The sequence below is a fragment of the uncultured Microscilla sp. genome, assembly GCF_947493425.1.
GTDB lineage: Bacteria > Bacteroidota > Bacteroidia > Cytophagales > Microscillaceae > Microscilla.
This window is the reverse complement of the sequence record NZ_CANLRP010000012.1, coordinates 71,337-90,569: the sequence shown is the minus strand read 5'-3', so window position 1 is coordinate 90,569 and position 19,233 is coordinate 71,337. Positions and strand designations below refer to the sequence as shown.

At 39.8% G+C, this 19,233-nt stretch carries 13 protein-coding genes and 1 tRNA gene; 6 read left to right on the top strand and 8 right to left on the bottom strand.

What is annotated here, in order from left to right; all coding sequences use genetic code 11:
* The first annotated feature begins 424 nt into the window (after positions 1-424).
* Positions 425-2,227: a tetratricopeptide repeat protein gene (locus Q0954_RS05805; protein WP_299454829.1), complete on the top strand. Its 1,803-nt coding sequence runs from the start codon at positions 425-427 to the stop codon at positions 2,225-2,227.
* 42 nt (positions 2,228-2,269) lie between these two features.
* Here the strand turns inward: Q0954_RS05805 and Q0954_RS05800 are convergent, their stop codons facing one another.
* Complete coding sequence (locus tag Q0954_RS05800; RefSeq protein ID WP_299454828.1) at positions 2,270-2,518, bottom strand: hypothetical protein; 249 nt, start codon at positions 2,516-2,518, stop codon at positions 2,270-2,272.
* Positions 2,519-2,734: 216 nt separating this feature from the next.
* On the opposite strand from Q0954_RS05800, the gene Q0954_RS05795 reads away from it, so the two are divergent.
* On the top strand, positions 2,735-4,405 hold the full coding sequence (locus Q0954_RS05795; RefSeq protein ID WP_299454826.1) for a DUF1800 domain-containing protein: 1,671 nt from the start codon (positions 2,735-2,737) through the stop codon (positions 4,403-4,405).
* Between the two features lie 129 nt (positions 4,406-4,534).
* Here the strand turns inward: Q0954_RS05795 and clpB are convergent, their stop codons facing one another.
* The 4 genes from clpB to Q0954_RS05775 all read right to left on the bottom strand — a co-directional run bounded on the left by clpB (position 4,535) and on the right by Q0954_RS05775 (position 8,908).
* On the bottom strand, positions 4,535-7,156 hold the full coding sequence (gene clpB, locus Q0954_RS05790; RefSeq protein WP_299454835.1) for an ATP-dependent chaperone ClpB: 2,622 nt from the start codon (positions 7,154-7,156) through the stop codon (positions 4,535-4,537).
* 373 nt (positions 7,157-7,529) lie between these two features.
* Positions 7,530-8,000, bottom strand: coding sequence for a hypothetical protein (locus Q0954_RS05785; protein ID WP_299454824.1), 471 nt, complete (start codon positions 7,998-8,000; stop codon positions 7,530-7,532).
* Positions 8,001-8,444: 444 nt separating this feature from the next.
* A tRNA-Leu gene (locus Q0954_RS05780) sits at positions 8,445-8,528 on the bottom strand.
* Positions 8,529-8,614: 86 nt separating this feature from the next.
* Positions 8,615-8,908, bottom strand: coding sequence for a putative quinol monooxygenase (locus Q0954_RS05775; protein WP_299454822.1), 294 nt, complete (start codon positions 8,906-8,908; stop codon positions 8,615-8,617).
* Positions 8,909-9,085: 177 nt separating this feature from the next.
* On the opposite strand from Q0954_RS05775, the gene Q0954_RS05770 reads away from it, so the two are divergent.
* Positions 9,086-9,922 (top strand): Sir2 family NAD-dependent protein deacetylase, encoded by an 837-nt coding sequence (locus tag Q0954_RS05770; protein WP_299454820.1) that lies wholly within the window; start codon positions 9,086-9,088, stop codon positions 9,920-9,922.
* A gap of 1 nt (position 9,923) precedes the next feature.
* On the opposite strand, the gene Q0954_RS05765 is transcribed toward Q0954_RS05770, so the two are convergent.
* Positions 9,924-12,746 carry a CHAT domain-containing tetratricopeptide repeat protein gene (locus Q0954_RS05765; protein WP_299454817.1) on the bottom strand — a complete coding sequence of 941 codons (2,823 nt, stop codon included), beginning with the start codon at positions 12,744-12,746 and terminating at the stop codon, positions 9,924-9,926.
* A 456-nt stretch (positions 12,747-13,202) separates the two neighbouring features.
* Between Q0954_RS05765 and ligA the strand changes: the two genes are divergently transcribed.
* On the top strand, positions 13,203-15,275 hold the full coding sequence (ligA, locus tag Q0954_RS05760) for an NAD-dependent DNA ligase LigA (RefSeq protein WP_299454814.1): 2,073 nt from the start codon (positions 13,203-13,205) through the stop codon (positions 15,273-15,275).
* A 70-nt stretch (positions 15,276-15,345) separates the two neighbouring features.
* On the opposite strand, the gene Q0954_RS05755 is transcribed toward ligA, so the two are convergent.
* A complete protein-coding gene (locus tag Q0954_RS05755) occupies positions 15,346-15,864 on the bottom strand; it encodes a DUF1439 domain-containing protein (RefSeq protein ID WP_299454811.1) in 519 nt (172 codons plus the stop codon).
* Positions 15,865-16,079: 215 nt separating this feature from the next.
* Between Q0954_RS05755 and Q0954_RS05750 the strand changes: the two genes are divergently transcribed.
* Together Q0954_RS05750 and dapA are read left to right on the top strand one after the other, a co-directional pair.
* Positions 16,080-16,616, top strand: coding sequence for a DUF1493 family protein (locus Q0954_RS05750; RefSeq protein WP_002699048.1), 537 nt, complete (start codon positions 16,080-16,082; stop codon positions 16,614-16,616).
* Positions 16,616-17,509 (top strand): 4-hydroxy-tetrahydrodipicolinate synthase, encoded by an 894-nt coding sequence (dapA, locus tag Q0954_RS05745; protein WP_299454808.1) that lies wholly within the window; start codon positions 16,616-16,618, stop codon positions 17,507-17,509. Before Q0954_RS05750 ends, dapA begins: the two co-directional genes overlap by 1 nt.
* Before the next feature lie 607 nt (positions 17,510-18,116).
* Here the strand turns inward: dapA and Q0954_RS05740 are convergent.
* Entirely contained in the window at positions 18,117-19,193 is a 1,077-nt protein-coding gene (locus Q0954_RS05740) for an acyltransferase (RefSeq protein WP_299454807.1), read from the bottom strand.
* Between the last annotated feature and the right edge of the window lie 40 nt (positions 19,194-19,233).

Sequence of the window (19,233 nt, the reverse complement as noted above, 5' to 3'; positions counted from 1 at the left end):
AAACAGCATATTTTGAAGCTTTCATGCTACAAAGATAACTTTTTAACCAATATTAATATTTTCGCAAGAAGTCTATTGAGACGCACGCTTTTTTTCTTATTTTTGGTTGGATAAGTTTTTTTAGAATGTGTTTCAAACTCACTCTTTGGACATAAAATGGGGCTTTAAACGTTGAACTTCATAACGAAAATGCTCATTTAGCAGTGCTAAACTCCATTTTTCGTGTCTGGTTCCACCCTCGAACCCCTCAGTTTCTACTCAGAACAGAAACTTTAAACATATTCTTAATGTAAACACTCAAACAAAACTAATGATCAGTTTTGTTGTGAATTATCCACCATAAACTTGTACACACACATAATAATTGAGCTTGCTTCTTTTTCACGGAGTAAAGACTTTGTTGCAAAAACAGATATAAGCTGTTATGATAAAATCAAATATTGCGTTCATACTATGTTTGTTGAGTAGTATTGTATGCTTCAACCACCCAGCCCTTAGCCAGGAACAAGAACAAGATTACGAAATAGCCTACAAGAAGGCGGTTCAACTGATGGATGCAGGAAAAACTCAGGAAGGTTTCGAGTACCTTAATAAATCCATTGGAATCAACCCTCGCTTTTATGATGCGCTTTATGCCCGTAGCTATTACTTTATGAGAGAAGGTAAATACCTCAAGGCGATCCGCGATTACGACTTATTGATTCTTTTGTACCCCAATGTAGCCTCTTTGTATTTGTACCGGGGGCAAGCCAAGTTTTATTTAGAGAATTACGAAAGTGCCGAAACTGATTACCGCAAAGGCTACCAGCTAGACAGCACTTATATAGAAGTGATCAATGCCCTGGGCAGCTTGTATTTTGTCATGGACTTGTACAAGGATGCCACCACTTACTTTAATAAAACGCTCAAGTTAGACGCTAAAAATGTATACGCTTATTATTATCGGGCTTCCACCTATTACTACACTCAACAATATGACCTTGCGCTCAAAGACATTGCCTCTTGCTTGGGGTTGGCTCCTAAAGACGCTGATGCCAAACGCCTGAAAGCACTGGTACACCTAGGCATGAAAAAGCCTAAAAAAGCCATTGATATTTATGAAAAACTACAAAAGGAGAAAACGACCTTCGAAGAGGAAGATTTTTATAACTGGGGGTTAGCATATTATCAATTGCGTAAATACAGCCGAGCCTTGTTTTACCTGCAAACTCCTCAAAAACACGAAAACAGTAGTATTTATCATTATATAGGCAAAACCAAATATAAACTGAAGGATACCAGAGCTGCCTTGAGTTATTTGAACAAGGCGATCAAACTGGTAGGCAAAGACAATGAGGCAAGTGCCACTATGTATTATGACCGTGCGGTGGTGTATTACCGTATGCGTAGACCTAAACAAGCTCGAAAAGACTTTCTGGAGGGTATTTTTCTAATGCCCGAACTGTTAACAGATAAAGATTTGATTAATAGAATGAATTTACTGGGCAATGCGCAAATCATGTTAAAACTGGATGATAAAAAAGAAAAACCATTGCTTGACAGCATTAGTACACAAGGCTATCAGGCAAGAGCTGAAACATTCATTAGCTTAGGCGATTCTAAAAATGCTTTAGTAGAGCTCAAAAAAGCCATCGAGTTAGCACCTAACAACTCTTACTCTTATACCTTACGTGGTATAGCTCACGCTATGCGCAATGCCTATAATGAGGCTGTACAGGATTTTAACAAGGCCTTGAAGCTACCCAAAAATCGTAATGCTGAAAAAACTTATTATAGTCGAGGACTTACTTACAAAGAGCTGGGAATGTATAAAGAAGCACAAACAAGTATTACACAAGCCATTACGCTTAACAAAAAAGTGGCTGAATACTATTACGACCGGGCAATTATAGCTTATGAGGTAAGGAATCTAGAGGGTGCCCTGCAAGATATTAATGAGGCTATTAAGCTTGCACCAAAAAAATTAGACTACTACACCGACCGGGCTTTGTATTTATCAGAAAAGAAACAGTATAAAGAAGCGTTGGCAGATTGTAACCGGGTATTGAAAGAAGACAGCAATAATGTGATGGCTTACTATAGCCGAGGGCTGGCTTACGACGGGTTGGGCAAGTATGCTGAAGCAGTGGCTGATTTTTCTAAGGTGTTAACTGTATACCCCAACGACCGCGAGGTGAACTTGTTGTTGCGTAAATCGCTTAGCAAAATGCACCAAGAGAAAAACTAAATTTATAAGTGGCTGATCGTTTGAGCAAATGACCAGCCATTTTTATTTCACTTCTTCAAAATCTACATAGTCGCCTCCCCTAAAGTTTTTGCTTCGGCGACGATCTTCTTGCTCCTCTTCGGGTACATATTCTACCTGAATGCCTTTTTTACGTCTCCGGGTGCGTTTCTCTTTTTGTGGTGGGGTAATACCAAAGGTTTTGAGTGCTCGACGAATTAAGAATGAGCTAAATTTGTTAATTAAATAACCAATAAGAAAGAGTATCAATAAAAATTTGAGTAGTGCCCCCATAGTATATGCGCTGTTTTGATTGACAACAAAATTAACGATTTTAGTTAAGATTCTCAATAAATCTACTTAACCAAACACTACAGTAGTACTAAAGGTTATATTTTTTGCCAACAGGTTCTTCATTTAGCCAGAGGGGTTTATGCCATTTCTTTTTATATTTATCAGCTAAGTTATTAAATTACCCATAATCTCTCACTCGATTACCCTCATAATACTATGGCTAAACAACGTCGTGACTTTTTGCAAAGCTTGTTTCCTTCAAGTACAATAAATGACCTGCTGAATCCACCCCAGGCAACTCCTGTCCCACCTTCACCCGAAGTAATTGCCTTGAACCGTATGGGGTATGGTGCACGACAGGGAGACATAGCTACTCTTAAGAAAAAAGGATTGGCACGCTATATAGAAGAGCAACTCAACCCTACCAATGGTCAGGATGCTTTATTGAAGGAGCAATTGGCAAAAGCCACCTTAAAAATAAAATATAAGGCTAAAGCTGGAAAGCATGGGGCAATGGATGAAAACCGTCCTCTGAAACTACTCAATGCTTCTATAGAAGAGTTATGGAAATTAAGCGACCGTAAGAAAACACCTAACAAAGAACGTAACCGCCCTGCACAAGAAGTAATGGCAGCTACCTGGCTACGTGCTACTTATAGTAAATGGCAGCTGCGAGAGGTAATGACAGAGTTTTGGCACAATCATTTTAATGTAAGTGTACAAACCGATTGGCGTATTGCGCTTACCTTGCCTGTATATGATCGAGAAGTGATTAGGAAAAACTGCTTTGGTAATTTTCGTGATTTTTTGGAAGATGTGGCAAAAAGCACCGCCATGCAGTATTACCTTGACAATGTATATAGCAAAGCAAGCCCTGCCAACGAAAACTATGCCCGTGAATTGTTTGAGTTACACACATTGGGGGCTGATCACTACCTCAACCATTTGTACGATCAATGGCGGCAAGTGCCAGGGGCTACTAAGGGTAAGCCCAGTGGATATATAGACGAAGATGTGTACGAGGCGGCAAGGGCGTTTACGGGCTGGACTATAGCCGATGGTTCGAGAATTAAAGGAGGTGAACGTTTGCCTAATACGGGTAAGTTTTTTTATTATGAAGGTTGGCACGATAACTACCAGAAACGGGTATTGGGTACTGAGTTTTCGTCAAACCAACCACCTATGGCAGATGGCAAAAAAGTGCTTGACCTGGTGGCTTACCATCCTGGCACAGCAAAATTTGTTTGCACTAAGATTTGCCGCCGTTTGGTGGCAGATAAACCTCCCCAAACATTGATTGACAAGGCTGTAGCTACTTGGATGAAACACCAAAAATCACCTGATCAGATCAAGCATGTGCTACGCACTATTTTAAACGCTCCTGAGTTTACCCAAAACTGGGGCGATAAGGTCAAACGTCCGTTTGAGTTGGTTGTTTCGTTTTTACGGGCTACCAATGCTCAGCTCACCCCACACCGCAATATGCATTACTTGCTTACTAATATGGGCTATCAAATGTTTCAATGGGCTACCCCTACCGGGCACCCTGATGTAGCAAGTTATTGGATCAACTCTCACATGATGCTCACCCGTTGGAATGTGGTGTCTACTTTGATATTTGGACGGCGTTGGCATAAATCAGCCAAGTTTGACTTGAAGGGGCAAACTCCTACCATCGCCAAGAGCGCATTTCAAATCACTGACTATTGGATAGAACGGGTGTTGGGCAGACAAGTAAAGCCTCAAACCCGTGGTCTATTGGCCAATTATCTGGCGGGTGGAGGCAGTGCAGCTGAACCTCCATTTGGTAAACCTAAAGACATCAATTTTCGCTTAAGGGCAATGATTGCACTGATTGGTATGACACCTGAATTCCAGTGGAGATAACTTTTGAACACTTCAATCATTGCATAGTTTTACCCAATGCTACTGTGCCCATCTACCGATATGTCAAGTCCAATAAAAAAAGCGTAAACCGCTGGCTGATTTACGCTTTTATCAAGCTACTTAACTACATTATATCCCCCCATTGTCAATCTTTATATCATCCAAGTTCATAAATTGCACCCGGTCATACTCGTCCAGGGTAATGGCAATGACAGCATCTTTGTTGAGTTTGCCAGCCAGTATTTCTTTTGACAAATCGTTGAGCAAACGTTTTTGCAATACTCGCTTGAGTGGTCTTGCTCCAAACTCACGCTGATAACCCATCTCAGCAAATGTATTGAGCACATCGTCGCTTGTTTCCAGGTGAACCCCGTTTTCGGCAAGCTGTCGCTGAATTTGCTTAAATTGTATTTTTACAATATGACGCATGTCTTTAGGTGACAATTGACGGAACAACACCACCTCATCTATTCGGTTCAAAAACTCAGGTCTTACTCCTTGCTTTAGTATATCCAGAATATCTTCTTTGGTGTTTTCCATAATGTCAAACTCTGTCTCAAGGGTCATTTCTTCAAAGTTTCTATGAATCAACTCTGAACCTACATTTGAGGTCATAATAATGATGGCATTGCGAAAGTTTGCCAATCGCCCCTTGCTATCGGTCAAACGTCCTTCGTCGAGTACCTGTAGCAAAATATTGAATACATCAGGGTGTGCTTTTTCAAATTCATCGAGCAAAATTACCGAATAAGGTTTGCGTCGTACTGCTTCGGTCAGCTGTCCACCTTCATCGTAGCCCACATAGCCCGGAGGCGCCCCAATCAAACGGCTCACTGCGTGTTGCTCCTGGTACTCCGACATATCGATGCGTACCATCGCATTTTCGTCGTTAAAAAGAAATTCCGCCAAGGCTTTGGCAAGTTCGGTTTTTCCTACACCTGAGCTTCCTATAAATATAAAAGAACCTATGGGGCGTTTGGGATCTTGCAACCCGGCACGGCTTCGGCGCACTGCATCCGAAATCACCTTGATGGCCTGTCCCTGACCTGCCACTCTTTTGGTAAGTTCACTTTCCAGTTCCAACAACTTTTCCCGCTCGCTTTGCATCATCTTTGCCACTGGAATTCCCGTCCATTTTGCCACTACTTCGGCAATGTCTTCGCTGGTTACCTCTTCCTTTACCATCGAGTTTTCGGGGGCATTTTGCATTTCTTTTTGTAGCTCTACCAGCCTTTCTTCGCTTTCGCGGATTTTGCCATAACGTAGCTCTGCCACTTTGCCATAATCGTGCTGACGTTCGGCTTGTTCGGCTTCCAGCTTATAGCGTTCAATATTTTCTTTCTCTTTGTGAATACTCTCTATCAGGCTTTTTTCGCTACGCCACTTGGTTCTTAGTTCGTCACGTTTAGCCTGTAGATTTGTTATGTCTTTTGACAATTGCTCCGCCTTGTCTTGGTCGCCCTCCCGTCGAATAGCTTCGCGTTCAATCTCCAGCTGCATCACTTTGCGGTTTACTTCGTCCAGTTCTTCTGGCATCGAGTCTATCTCGATCCGCAATTTGGCAGAAGCCTCATCCATCAAATCAATGGCTTTATCAGGCAAAAAGCGATCAGATATGTAACGATGTGACAGTTCTACTGCAGTAATAATTGCGTCGTCTTTGATGTGTACTCCATGGTGTAGTTCATAACGCTCTTTGAGCCCTCTCAAAATAGAAATAGCATCCTGTACATCAGGCTCTCCTACCATTACTGCCTGAAAACGACGCTCCAGTGCTTTGTCTTTTTCTATGTATTGTTGATACTCTTTGAGCGTAGTAGCACCTATGGCATGTAACTCTCCTCGTGCCAGGGCAGGTTTCAATAAGTTAGCCGCATCCATTGCCCCATCACCATTGCTGCCTGCTCCTATTAAGGTGTGTATTTCATCTATAAATAACACTACCTCTCCATCTGAGTCCACCACTTCTTTGATTACAGCCTTTAAGCGTTCTTCAAATTCTCCTTTATATTTGGCACCTGCTACTAACAAGCCCATATCGAGCGATACTATAGTTTTAGATTTCAGGTTTTCGGGTACATCGCCAATCACTATGCGCTGGGCAAGCCCTTCAGCAATCGCAGTTTTGCCTACCCCTGGTTCTCCCAACAAAATAGGGTTGTTTTTGGTACGGCGTGAGAGGATTTGCAGCAAACGACGTATTTCATCATCACGCCCTATTACTGGGTCTAGTTTTCCGGCTTTCGCCAATTCATTTAAATTGTTTGAATAACGCTCTAGTGATTGGTAGTTGGCTTCAGCATTGGGGTTAGTTACATTTTCATTGCCGCGCAACTCTTGAATTGCTTTGATGAGGTGCTCTTTGGCAAAGCCCATATCTTTGAGCAACAAAGCTATCTGGTCGCGCCCAGCAAGTATACCCAACCAAATATGTTCTATAGCAATGTACTCATCGTCCATCTGTTTGGCATATTCTTCTGCTTTCTGAAAGGAATATACCATATCATTCGACAAATACAATGAACCTTCTACTTTGGGGTAGGCGGTCACTATTTCGTCAAGCTTGGTCTTAAAGTATTTGGGGTTTACATTCAGCTTACGTAAAATAAAATTAGACAAGTCTTCATCGTCTTCCAAAATAGCCTTTATCAAATGACCATTCTCCATTACCTGGTGGCCATACCCAGTAGTTATTTGGGTAGATTTTTGAATCACCTCCTGGGCTTTTATTGTGTAATTACTGAAATTCAAAGCGTTCACAGATTAGAGTTGTTAGTTTTTTATCAAGTTACCAAATTTATAGGGGGTTTAGCACCCTTTATGTAGTTTGCCTGATACTTGATTGAGTACCAAATGAATTTACATAATTAGCCCAATATTAACAAATTATGCTCCATTAGTTGTATAAGGTAATTTTGACAAGGCAGGGGTGACAAGCTGACACTAAAGTAAAAGAAGGCACCAGCAATGAAGCACTTTTGGTATTATTGTTGAACAACTCCAAGTGCTGATATGACATAGGTCAAAACAAAAAAACGCGATACCGAGGTACCGCGTTCTGATATTAATTAAAACTTACGTTTTAGCTTCTGTATTGGTCGTTTGACACTTACAAATTGGTTTTTTACCTACTACTCATTGGTTGTTGATTTTTAACCTTGTATAGGTTCACATCTTCATATCGTTTCAGTAAAGTACTTACTGAAATCAGACCATTGGAGAAGTCTTCTCCCCCTTCTATATACTTGATAGTGCCATAAGGCGCAAAATGCATCGCTATAATCAAGTTAGTCTTATGAAGCCAAATACCTCTGCGATAAGTAAATTCGTAACGGTGACCCATGGTCTCATACATTTGAATTAACTTACGCATAAGTTCGTCTTGCTGCTCGCAAGTCATCGGTCTTTTGTAGCCGTGTTTTGCAATCAAGTGATCTGTCACCTGGTATTTGCCATAAGTAATACCGTAAGGGTCTACTACCTGGCACTGAAAACGGCTCTCCTTTTCTGCGATTATGTACATTAAACGATCATAATCGTACGAAAACTGGGTATTAGCGTTTAATAAAACTTTAAGAATAAGTATGTATAACATAAAATTGCATACTAATTTGCAACTCCCTTTCTTTTTTATTTAAATGTAGGAAAGGACCACTACATTACCGTTGTTTATTAATCCGGTTTGTCATTTTTGTTTGAATGTCTTTGGTATATATTTGGGCTATTAATGCAGACCACTTTGCTAAAGTGGTCTTAACAAACGGTAATATTTTGAGCAGGTATAGTTACACAGGAATACTTTTCTACTTTGAGTAGTAGATTTTATAAAGTTTTATAATATAATTCCCTAGATTTGAATGAAGCGAAGAGCTTCTGACAGGTGAGTAATAATTAAGGTATGGTTATTTTTAATTGGTGTTATAGTATAGATGACAACACACACTTTTTCTTTTGCTACAAAAGAGCTTAAAGAGTACAACCAACATGTAAGAAAACGTAGTATTTTTGAAAAGTATACCAAACTTTACAAGAAAAAAAATACCCAGGGCCGGAGTCGAACCGGCACGGTATTGCTACCATTGGTGTTTGAGACCAACGCGTCTACCAATTCCGCCACCTGGGCTTGTTTTTTATTGCGTTGCAAAGGTAGTAAAAAAGAAATCCTACAAACAAGAAATCATTAAACTTTTTTTAAAAAATTGTGAAAAGTCATACTTTTTCTACCCTAAGTACCGAAAAAGCGGCTGTTTTTGCTGCAAACAGGGGTTTGGTATACGCCCATACTTCTTTAAATAATGCAGAATGTCGGTAGGTATTGAGGTGATCTTCAGACTGCCAATGGCTGTAGGTTACAAAAATATTGGGGTCGTTGGCATCGCGCCAAAGCTCTAAATGTTCGCATCCATCAAAGCCTCTTATCTTATGTTTAATCTGCTCGAAGTTATCAACAAAGGTTTGCACCTTGTCTTCTTGAAAGGTCATTCTTACAATTCTGATTAGCATATTTGGGTGTAAGTTTTAAATGCGTTTTTTGCGAAATATTATTCTAAATAAAGCACAAAAATCAATATTTAACCATCAAACTAATTACTCATACTGCACCTTAATTCTAAAAACCTAACAAAGATAAAAGACGTAGTACATTCAAAATTATATAATTGTTGAAACATTGCCTTACTTATGGAAAAAACTTTAGAAAAGATCAAACTTTTGTGTGCTCAAGCATTAGCGCAAGACAAACTCATCACTTTTTTGACTGGAGCAGGTATTTCTGCCGAAAGTGGTGTGCCTACCTACCGCGGCACCAATGGCATTTGGGTAGAAGGTTCGCGTAATTATAAGCCAGAAGAGTTTGCCACCTTGCGTTTTTTCAAAGAAAACCCCACAGAAGTCTGGAAGTTTGTCTTATACCGTAAGGTGAGCTTTAGAGATTTGCAACCCAATGCCGGACATTTGGCTTTGGCATCTATCGAAGAGTTGTTGCCCAACAATTTTCGGCTCATTACCCAAAACATAGACCGATTGCATATAAAGGCTGGCAACACTCAGGCAAAAGTACTTGAGATTCACGGCAACATGGAAACCGTAAGGTGTAGTGAAGAATGCAGCATGGATGTTTACCCTTTTCCATTAGACATAGGTACTGCTCCTTATAATGCCAAAATGATCACTCAACAGTGGGAAAAACTCAAATGTCCGGATTGTGATAGTTTGATGCGCCCCAATGTATTGATGTTTGATGAGTATTATAACGAACGACTTTACAAGCAAGAAAGCGCCATAGAAGCAGCACTCAACACTGGGGTACTGTTTGTTGTGGGTACATCGGGCGCTACTAATCTGCCCCATCATATTGCCTCTACTGCTACTTATCGTGGTAGTAGTTTGGTAGATATAAATATTGCTGACAGTGCCTTTACAGATATGGCAACTGGTGAACCTAATAAGTTAGTACTTAGGGGTACAAGCGGTGACCTATTGCCCCAAATAAAACAACGCATACAAACATTGGTGTAGACTACTTTCCAATCATGACAATACCCGACCAATGCTTGGGGTGTACCCCTTTAGCCACCATTTTTTGTTGAGCAATTTGTAATGCCCGTGAATAACTCAAGGAGTGGGTCAAAAACTGTTGATAAAAAATCACCATGAGTTCTCTGGTATAGTAATCATCTATCTCCCAGAGAGAAAATACAATATTGCGGGCTCCGGCATATAAAAAACTACGCGCCAACGAAAAAACCCCTTCACCTTCTATCAATTTACCTACCCCCGATTCGCAGCTACTCAACACCAACAAATCGGCGTTCAGTTCCAGGTTGTATACTTCACTTGCCAACAAACACCCCGAAAAGTTTGGGTTGTGGTGATTAAGTTCGGCAAAGTGAATTTTTGCCAGCCCCACATCCTGGGTGTTTGCTTCGCTATGGCTGGCTATGTGTACAATATGAGCAGTTTTTACCTTTTGGATAAAATAATCTTTAGTTGCCGCTTTTGCTAAGTTTATCTCAGCAGATAAATTCTTAGACTTAAAAACATTGTAAATAGACTTGACTTCTAATCCACTTTCGGGCAAATAGTCATTAGCACCACGGATGGTATTAAAAACTGCTTCCTTGCCAACACTAAACGGGGCAAAAGCCAAAAAGTGTAGCTCAGGGGCCACTGTTTGTTTAACAACCTGGTTGATTGTTTTGTGCCAGAGCGTTGCTGAGTAGTGGTAACTGATCTGGTAACGCTTGCCCAGGTAGTTGAGTTTAGAAAAATCATCTTGTTGTAGGCTCTTGGGCAATTGAGTAATCATTGCCTCAAAAGGAATGTTTTCGAGGGAAGGGGCTATCACTACTAATTTTCGGATTCCTTTTAAGTATTTTTCTGCAGGTTTGAATAGCGCCTTATACCCTCGATAACTTGCAGGAGCAAAGGTACGTAAACGCTTCTCACTTGACAGTTGATTATAGTAATGACTAATGTCTGCCTGAATAGTGGCCGCTTTAGGAAGTAGCACAAGTTGGGCAGTATTTTTAGTAATTACAAACACATAGTTATTGCTTTGAACACCAAATGTGTACATTAATGTAGCAGTTTGTGCAGGCATACTTTGCTGAAGTTGCTGAATAGTTACTTGCTTCACATCTAGCTTTAGTTGGGCATAACGAGGATATTCTTTTTCTAATTGTGTGATCAGTGTTTCATAAGCCATATTTAGTTTAACCAAAGAATCTTGCTTGTTCTGCCCTTGTTTATGCTCATAATATACTATCTGTTTTCTGAGCAAGCGTTCTTTGTCAAGCAACTCGCGAGGAATATCACTTCTTTTTTTGGCTTCAGCTTCAGCCAAAGCGTGCATTAAAAAACTAGAGTTGCCTCGTTCAATAAAATAGAAGGCTTTCTCAAGGTATTTTGCTTTTTTGGTTTGACTATATAGTTGGCTACAGGTGTATACTGCACTTTTGCCTTGTGTTCCTATATTCGCATGGTTAATCAGGGAAGCCGTAAAAAAATGACTTTGTTTACGAAAAACCCTGTTTCTACAATGTTTAATCAATGAGTCGGCTACTTCAAAATGATACAGAGATGCTTTTAGGTCTTTCAAGTCTCTCGACCGATTGGCAAACGCCATTGCCTTGCTCGTACAAAAGGCATGAAAATAGCCAGGGTGATAATAATCTTTGACAAGTGGTGCTACAAAAATATCTTTGTTCTGGAAGTTTTTTGCGTTAGACAGCAAACCTTTATGCAAAACATCTAGCTGTTGGCTGTATTTTTTTAACAAACAAACCAATGCTCCCCAATAGTTATAAAGAGGCACCATTTCAGGATGTGTTTTGCCATATACTTTGCTTAAAATTTCATACGACTGTTGAAAGTACTCTTCAGCTTGCTCATATTTTCGGACATGGGTATATAAGTAGGCTAAATTGCTATAAATCCTGCCTATTTGTTCTTTAAAACAAGTATTCTTTTTTTTGTACAGTTTCAAACTTTGACGGTAGTAAACAAACGCTGAGTCCAACTCAGGGTACTTTATTGGTTTTCCTGTCGTTACTCTTCTCCTACCAAGCGAGTATTTTTTAGCCGCATGCATAGCATATAGTCTCCCTATTTGCAAAAGACTAGAAGCCACTTCTTGATGAGTATCTCCAAAAATCTGTTTGCTCAACTGTAAGGCTGCCCTGTAATGCTGGTATGCTAGAGAAAACTTTTGCTGGTTTTTGTAAATGAGCCCTTGCCTGTATATAAACCTTGATTGCCAGTACAGGTTGTGTTTAGTCGTTGGCAAACGCTTTAATAGTTTGAGTGATTTGTAGCAGGTTTCCAGAGATTTGTCAAAAGCTAATTTCCCTCCCAGCTCTATAAAAGACTGTATGGCGTATAGTTTCACCCGCAAATACGCTACACCCACAGATTTGGGGTGATGAGTTTGTAAAGTGGCCATACAAGTATCAATCAAGCTCAATGATTGATCAAAATATGCCAAACGAGATACAAAATCGGCCTTGAGTACTTGGAGGTCTATCTTGTATAAAGTGATAGCCTCAACGCTTTGATATGCTTTTTCGGCTTTCTCACAAAGTCTGAGGCCTGCTTTGTAATGTTTTTGAGCGTACGCCAATTTTGCCAGGCTGTGCAATAGTCGGGCTTCTACCTGTGGGTTAAAAAGGTGGACTGATGCTCTTAACCGTTGGTCAAGTAAGCGTTTTGCCTGGGTATACCTCCTTAATTCAATCAATTGTTCGGCTATTTTTGCCTCAGTAAAGTAATACTGTTCAGGGGCTTTGTTTTTATAAATAGTTAACAACTTTTGATAGCATGCTAAAGCACTGTCAGGTTGCATATTTTGGACAAAGAAAAGCGCTTTAGCATTAATTTTATTGGCTGGTTGAGACTGGCTGGTGGTTGAAAACGAGAAGGATAATAGTAGTATACAGATATATATCCTGGTCATTATATAGTATATATTATAATTTGATTGTAGGGTTTTAATTTTCAACTGGTTATTAGACAAAGTTACATTTTCGATTACAAAGTATCTATTGGTTTTGACATTGCATACTGCTTATGTAACTTTTCCTGTATTACCTCTTTTATCCTGGGGTATATTTACAAATCTACCAAGTAAACCTTACCTATAAAAATGTCAATTATTGTTTTACTTGTTTGACTTAATTCCTCTTATTTTCATCACATGATTTGTCTTTATAATACCTGTTTTTTTTTGGTTGATGGAGATTTATTTTATAAATATAATCCGTATTTTAGCAAATTATTGACCAACCAATTGTAGACATTAATGACTAATCAAGAGGCTCAAAAACGCATCGGGAAACTGTCGAAAGACTTACACCATTACAACTACATGTATTATCAAAAACACGTGTCTGTGGTAACAGATTATGAGTTTGATAAATTATTGGAAGAATTGATTGATCTTGAGGAAAAGTTTCCTCAATTCAAAAAAGACGATTCCCCCTCGCAAAGGGTAGGTGGTACTATCACCAAGGATTTTCCTACAATCAAACACCGTTATCGTATGTTGTCGCTGGGCAACACCTACTCAAAAGATGATTTACTTGATTTTGATAAGCGCCTAAAAAAACTCCTGGGTGACGATAAAGAAATAGAATACATCTGTGAATTAAAGTTTGACGGGGTGTCTATCAGTCTTACCTATGAAAACGGGAAGTTGGTCACAGCAGCTACTCGTGGCGATGGGGTGCAAGGAGATGATGTAACGGCCAATGCCAGAACAATCAGAACAGTACCTATTAGCATTCAAGGCAATAACTTTCCGGCTAACTTTGAGGTAAGGGGCGAGGTTTTTATGCCTAACAAAGTGTTTGAAACACTAAACGCACAACGAGCCAAAGAAGGCAAAGATTTGTATGCTAACCCTAGAAATACCGCATCGGGCACGATGAAGTTACAAGACTCTGCGGAGGTAGCAAAGCGTAAACTGGATGCTTATCTGTATTTTTTATTGGGCGACAACCTTCCTTACAAAACCCATGAAGAGGCAATAAAAGCAGTAGAAAGCTGGGGCTTTCATGTATCGCCTACTTATAAAAAGTGCACAGGCATTGATGCAGTCATGGAATATGTAAATCACTGGGAGAAAGAGCGTAAAAACTTACCTGTAGACACTGACGGAGTAGTGATTAAGGTAAATGATATTGACCTACAGGAGCAACTTGGCTTTACCTCTAAAAGCCCTCGTTGGGCTATAGCCTATAAATATAAAGCCGAAAGCGTGTCTACTGTACTCAACTCTATTACTTATCAGGTAGGGCGCACCGGGTCGGTTACTCCAGTGGCTGAGCTTACCCCGGTACAATTGGCTGGCACTACTGTAAAACGCGCTTCGCTACACAATGCTGACGAAATAGAGAGCCGCTTGCAATTGCATGAAAACGATACAGTGTTTGTAGAAAAAGGGGGCGAAATTATTCCTAAAGTAACCGGGGTTGATCTAACCAAACGTGCGGCCAATGCTCAGGCAGTTAAGTTTATCGACCATTGCCCCGAATGTGGTACTGCGCTGGTGCGTAAAGATGGCGAAGCTAACCATTATTGCCCCAACGAAAAGGGCTGCCCTCCTCAGATCAAAGGGCGCATTGAGCACTTTATTCAACGCAACGCGCTGGATATAGACAGTATGGGGGGCGAAACAATTAATCAGTTGTTTGAAAAAGGCTTGGTAAAAAATGCCGCGGATTTGTATGACTTGACACTTAAGCAATTACTTTCACTGGATCGTTTTGGCGAAAAGTCGGCACATAACCTTATAGAAGGACTCAAACAATCGAAAAGTATTGCCTTTGCCAGGGTATTATATGGCTTGGGGATCAGGTTTGTGGGTAAAACTGTAGCACAAAAGCTCGCAGTTCATTTTAAAACAATGGAGGCTATTCAGAAAGCATCGCACGATGAGTTGGTAGCGGTAGAAGACATAGGAGGACGCATTGCTGATAGTTTGATTGAGCACTTTAAAGATACTGAAAACCTTGACGTGATTAACCGCCTGAAGGCAGCTGGGCTACAGTTTGAAGACAATACTCCTGTGCTGCAAAAGGACAGTGATAAACTGGATGGAAAAACTTTTGTAGTATCGGGTACTTTTCAACAGTTTAGCCGCGACGAGATCAAGCAAAAAATAGAAGCAAATGGAGGCAAGGTGGTTTCATCTATCTCTAAAAAACTGGATTACCTGATTGCAGGAGATAAAATGGGACCTTCGAAACTCGATAAAGCAAAAAAACTGGATGTAACGATGATCTCTGAAGATGAGTTTGTACAGATGGTTGGTGCACAAAAGGCTGCAAAACCTACTAAACCAATGAACCCTACACCGGGTTTGTTTGATTAAAAATCATAAAAAAATGGCAAGGTTGCGTTTTCTCTTCCTTGCCGTTTTTATATTTAGCTGTTATGTTTGCCTAAAAACTAAGCGTTACTACCAACTTGTCTCCTGTTGTTTTTAAGTCTTTTAATAACATTCGAGCAATGTTTTGTTTGTAATCTTTTTTCTTGAGTTTGTATACCGGAAAACTGGTAAGATATACAACCATGGCTTTTTTGAACACCTTTACCAACCTCTGTTTTTCGACTTCTTTTACATTCCCCGCATCTATTTTCAAAATATCAAACTCTTTAAGGTAAAAAGCCTTTTTATCTTGTTTGTAAGCCACTCTTCCTACTACACCAACCTGCCCTTGAATAGATTTTTTCCAGGCATTGCCACCAAAAGACATCTCTACAAAAATTTTATTTGCACTAATGCTTACTTTAGGGTCTGTAAAAGCTACTTTGGCTATAATTGCGTTTTTTTGGTAAGGAAACTTTTTATCCAGTGCTTTCTGAATTTGTTCTTGAGATATATCAATCACTACTGGTGATTTGTTACAGGCGCTTAGACAAAATACTATCAAAAATGCCAGCCAACATGAGTTTTTCATTGTATGAAAATAGTTAATTTTTATCAACAAATAAAGTAAACAAATCTTTGAAGTTTTGGTACCATAAGTTTATTTCAAAACAAGTACTTGTATGTATTTTGCCTATGCACAACTTAGATTCTTTTTTTTAAGTATATTTTTTGCTAAATCCTTACAATTAACTACAAATAGAAAAAAACCTTATAATTTTGTAGAGAACTTTTTATGTAGGAATTATGAGTAGTAAGATTAGTGATTATGTATTCAACCTAAGAAATCGTTTTTCATCTAAAGAAAAAAGCGATGCTGAGCGGGCTACCTCTAATTATCAGGAAGCTAAAAGCATTGGAATTCTATTCAAAATAGAAGATGACGAAAAGCACGATTCATTGAATAATTTTGTAAAAAAACTGCAAAATGAAGGCAAAGAATTGATGCTGCTGACTTACTTCGAACGCCTTGATAATAGCCCATATAACTTTAAATATGATTTTTTCTCTAAGAAAGACATCACCACGTTGGGGAAAATAAAATCGCGTGCAGTTCAAAAATTTATAGACACTCCTTTTGATTATTTATATTGCATTACTGTCAATCATTTTTTGCCTTTTGATACTATTCTAACGAAAAGTAATGCCAAGTGTCGAATAGGGCGTTATTTTCCCGAACAAGAGGATTTCTATGAATTGATGCTTGATTTGCAAGAAGGCGAGGGGGTGGATCATTTAATTGAGCAAATGCTACATTATACTAAAAAATTAACCAAGAATTGATGGTACACGAAAAATTTATCGGAACTGGTATAGCCTTAGTAACACCGTTTAAAGAAAATCATAAAATAGATTTTGATGCCCTCAGAAGCGTATTAAACCATACATCACAGGGCGGAGTAAACTATTGGGTGGTCATGGGAACTACTGGAGAATCGGCTACACTTACCAAAGAGGAAAAAGTGGCAGTGCTTGAGTTTGTCCTTCAAAACAACCCTTTGAACTTACCTATTGTATATGGCATTGGGGGCAACAATACCCACAGTATTATAGAAGATATAGGGCATACTCCGCTAGATGGTGTAGACGCTATTTTATCGGTAAGCCCTTATTATAACAAGCCATCACAAGAAGGCATTTACCAACATTATATGATGCTGGCTGACCAGTCTCCCAAACCTATTATTTTGTACAATGTACCAGGGCGTACTGCTTCTAATATATCGGCACATACTACGCTTAGACTGGCACAGCACGAAAACATTGTAGGAGTAAAAGAGGCTTCAGGCGATTTGGTTCAATGTATAGAAATTGCTAAGAACAAACCAGAGGATTTTCTCTTGATTTCGGGTGACGATATGCTTACTATTCCGATGATGTCGGTAGGTGGTCAAGGGGTCATTTCGGTGCTTGCTAATGCTTTCCCATCTATTTTCTCCGAAATGGTGGCAGATGCACTCGCGGGCAACTATCGCAAGGCTTCACAAAACCTATATCAACTTAATAGCATCAATCCGTTGATGTATACAGAAAGTAATCCGGTAGGTGTAAAACACGCCATGGCGCTACAAGGGGTTTGCGGCAACACTGTAAGACTCCCTTTGTTGCCTGCGTCGGAAGGGCTTCAGGCTCAAATAGCCGAAATGATGCCTGCCACAGTTGAGGTGCAAAACTAAGCAAATGGACAAAAAGAGAGCTTTGCCTACCACTTACTGCTCTCTTTTATTTTGTTTTCTATTGAGCTATAAATGCAATTTTATTTCCATCTTCTTTTTGTAACATCAACAATCTACCCGTCAATTTAATGATTTTAAATACCTCTTTGTCTTCTTGGTTGGCTCTTCAGACTCATTTGGTCAGGCTAAAGCCTTAAGACCAATACTGGAGATATTTTTAAGCTTGAATTGCCTACGAAAGCCTGCCAGGATTTTTTAGCACTGTACTTTTGGTTGCTTGTGAAGACACAAGCAACGGCGTAAGGATTAAAAACCTGGCAAGTTTGGGGTTAGTTTTTAAATACTTTTAACAACCGACCTCGATTCCATGAGAGCGTTTTTCAGTATTCCGAAAAACGAGAAGGTTGTTCTGCGATTATTAATGACGCATTGTCCTCTGTTCTTTTAAGTCTTCCTTGGGGAGACTTAAAAGCGTTGATGAATGCAAGTCTCCGGACTTGTTTGCGAATGCAAAGCTTGGTAATAATTCAACTCTATTTAGCCATTCGGCTAGAAGTCTGGAGACTTCTTTTCATCTATAAGTTTGTGGGTGGGCGTGTCTCCTGAGTCATTTAACTCTCCCAATTAACCAACGCCCCAACTTTTGGGCAGGTTGTTCTATCAATCGCAACGATGCCCACCCCAACACCGAGGTAATGCCCACCACTAACAAAAGCCGAAGGGTATAATTGAGCATAGCCCAAAGTGGGGTATTATGGGGCAATGGGTTTGCCCAATGAAAAATAGTGAGCCAATGAATGACGGCAAAATGAATGAGGTAGGCACTGTAGCTGATTTTGCCCAGAAAACGAGTCAATTGATTGACAAAAATGGAGTATTCGCAGCGAGACAAGGCAATGACCAATAGAAAAAATCCCCAACCAAAAAGTACATGTTCGGGGATGACAGGATGCCATACCAAGTGGCTCAACACTAACATAGCCAAGCTACCCAGGTAAAACGTTGATATTTGAAAGTCTTGCCTAATGATAAGAAAGTAGGCTATAATGCCAAAACCAAATACGGGTAATTGGTTAGGAAAATATAAGTATAGGTAGTTTGCCCAAAGGGTGGAGTTGTCAATCAAAGGGTAAGCAAGTAACAGGCTATTTAACGCAAGCGAAAAGAGTAGGCTCCACATTGTAAAACCTACAGCTTGGTTGAGAGACCTAATGCGAGCAATCAACCACGGAATGCATAAATAGAAGGTCATTTCGACGGTGATAGACCAACCACCAGGCACTACACCTAGCATCCAATAAGGATTGATACCATGGGCAAAAACAAAGTTTGAAGCAATATTGGGCAAAGAGATGGGGTGATCGTTACCCAACCAAAACCGAGGGTCAAACCCGTCTTGCAAAAGGTAATATACAATGCCCATATAGTATAAGGGAGCTATTCTAAAAAACCTTCTGATAAAAAAGTTTCTGGCAGTGTGTGTCTCCTTTTTTTCTCTGGTTTTGTAAGATAAAAACAAAGTAAAGGCACTGACCACGAAAAAAAGTTGTACCCCTTTAGCTCCCTGGTCTATCAGGTTAGAAAAAGCAACCGGGTATTTGTTATAACCACTGTGTCCGGTATGCACTGCCATTACACCCAAAATGGCTATGCCTCTTAAGGCGTCAATGTATTTTAATTTCATAAGAGGCAAATACTCATGCTTGGCGGTAACCCAACCACTA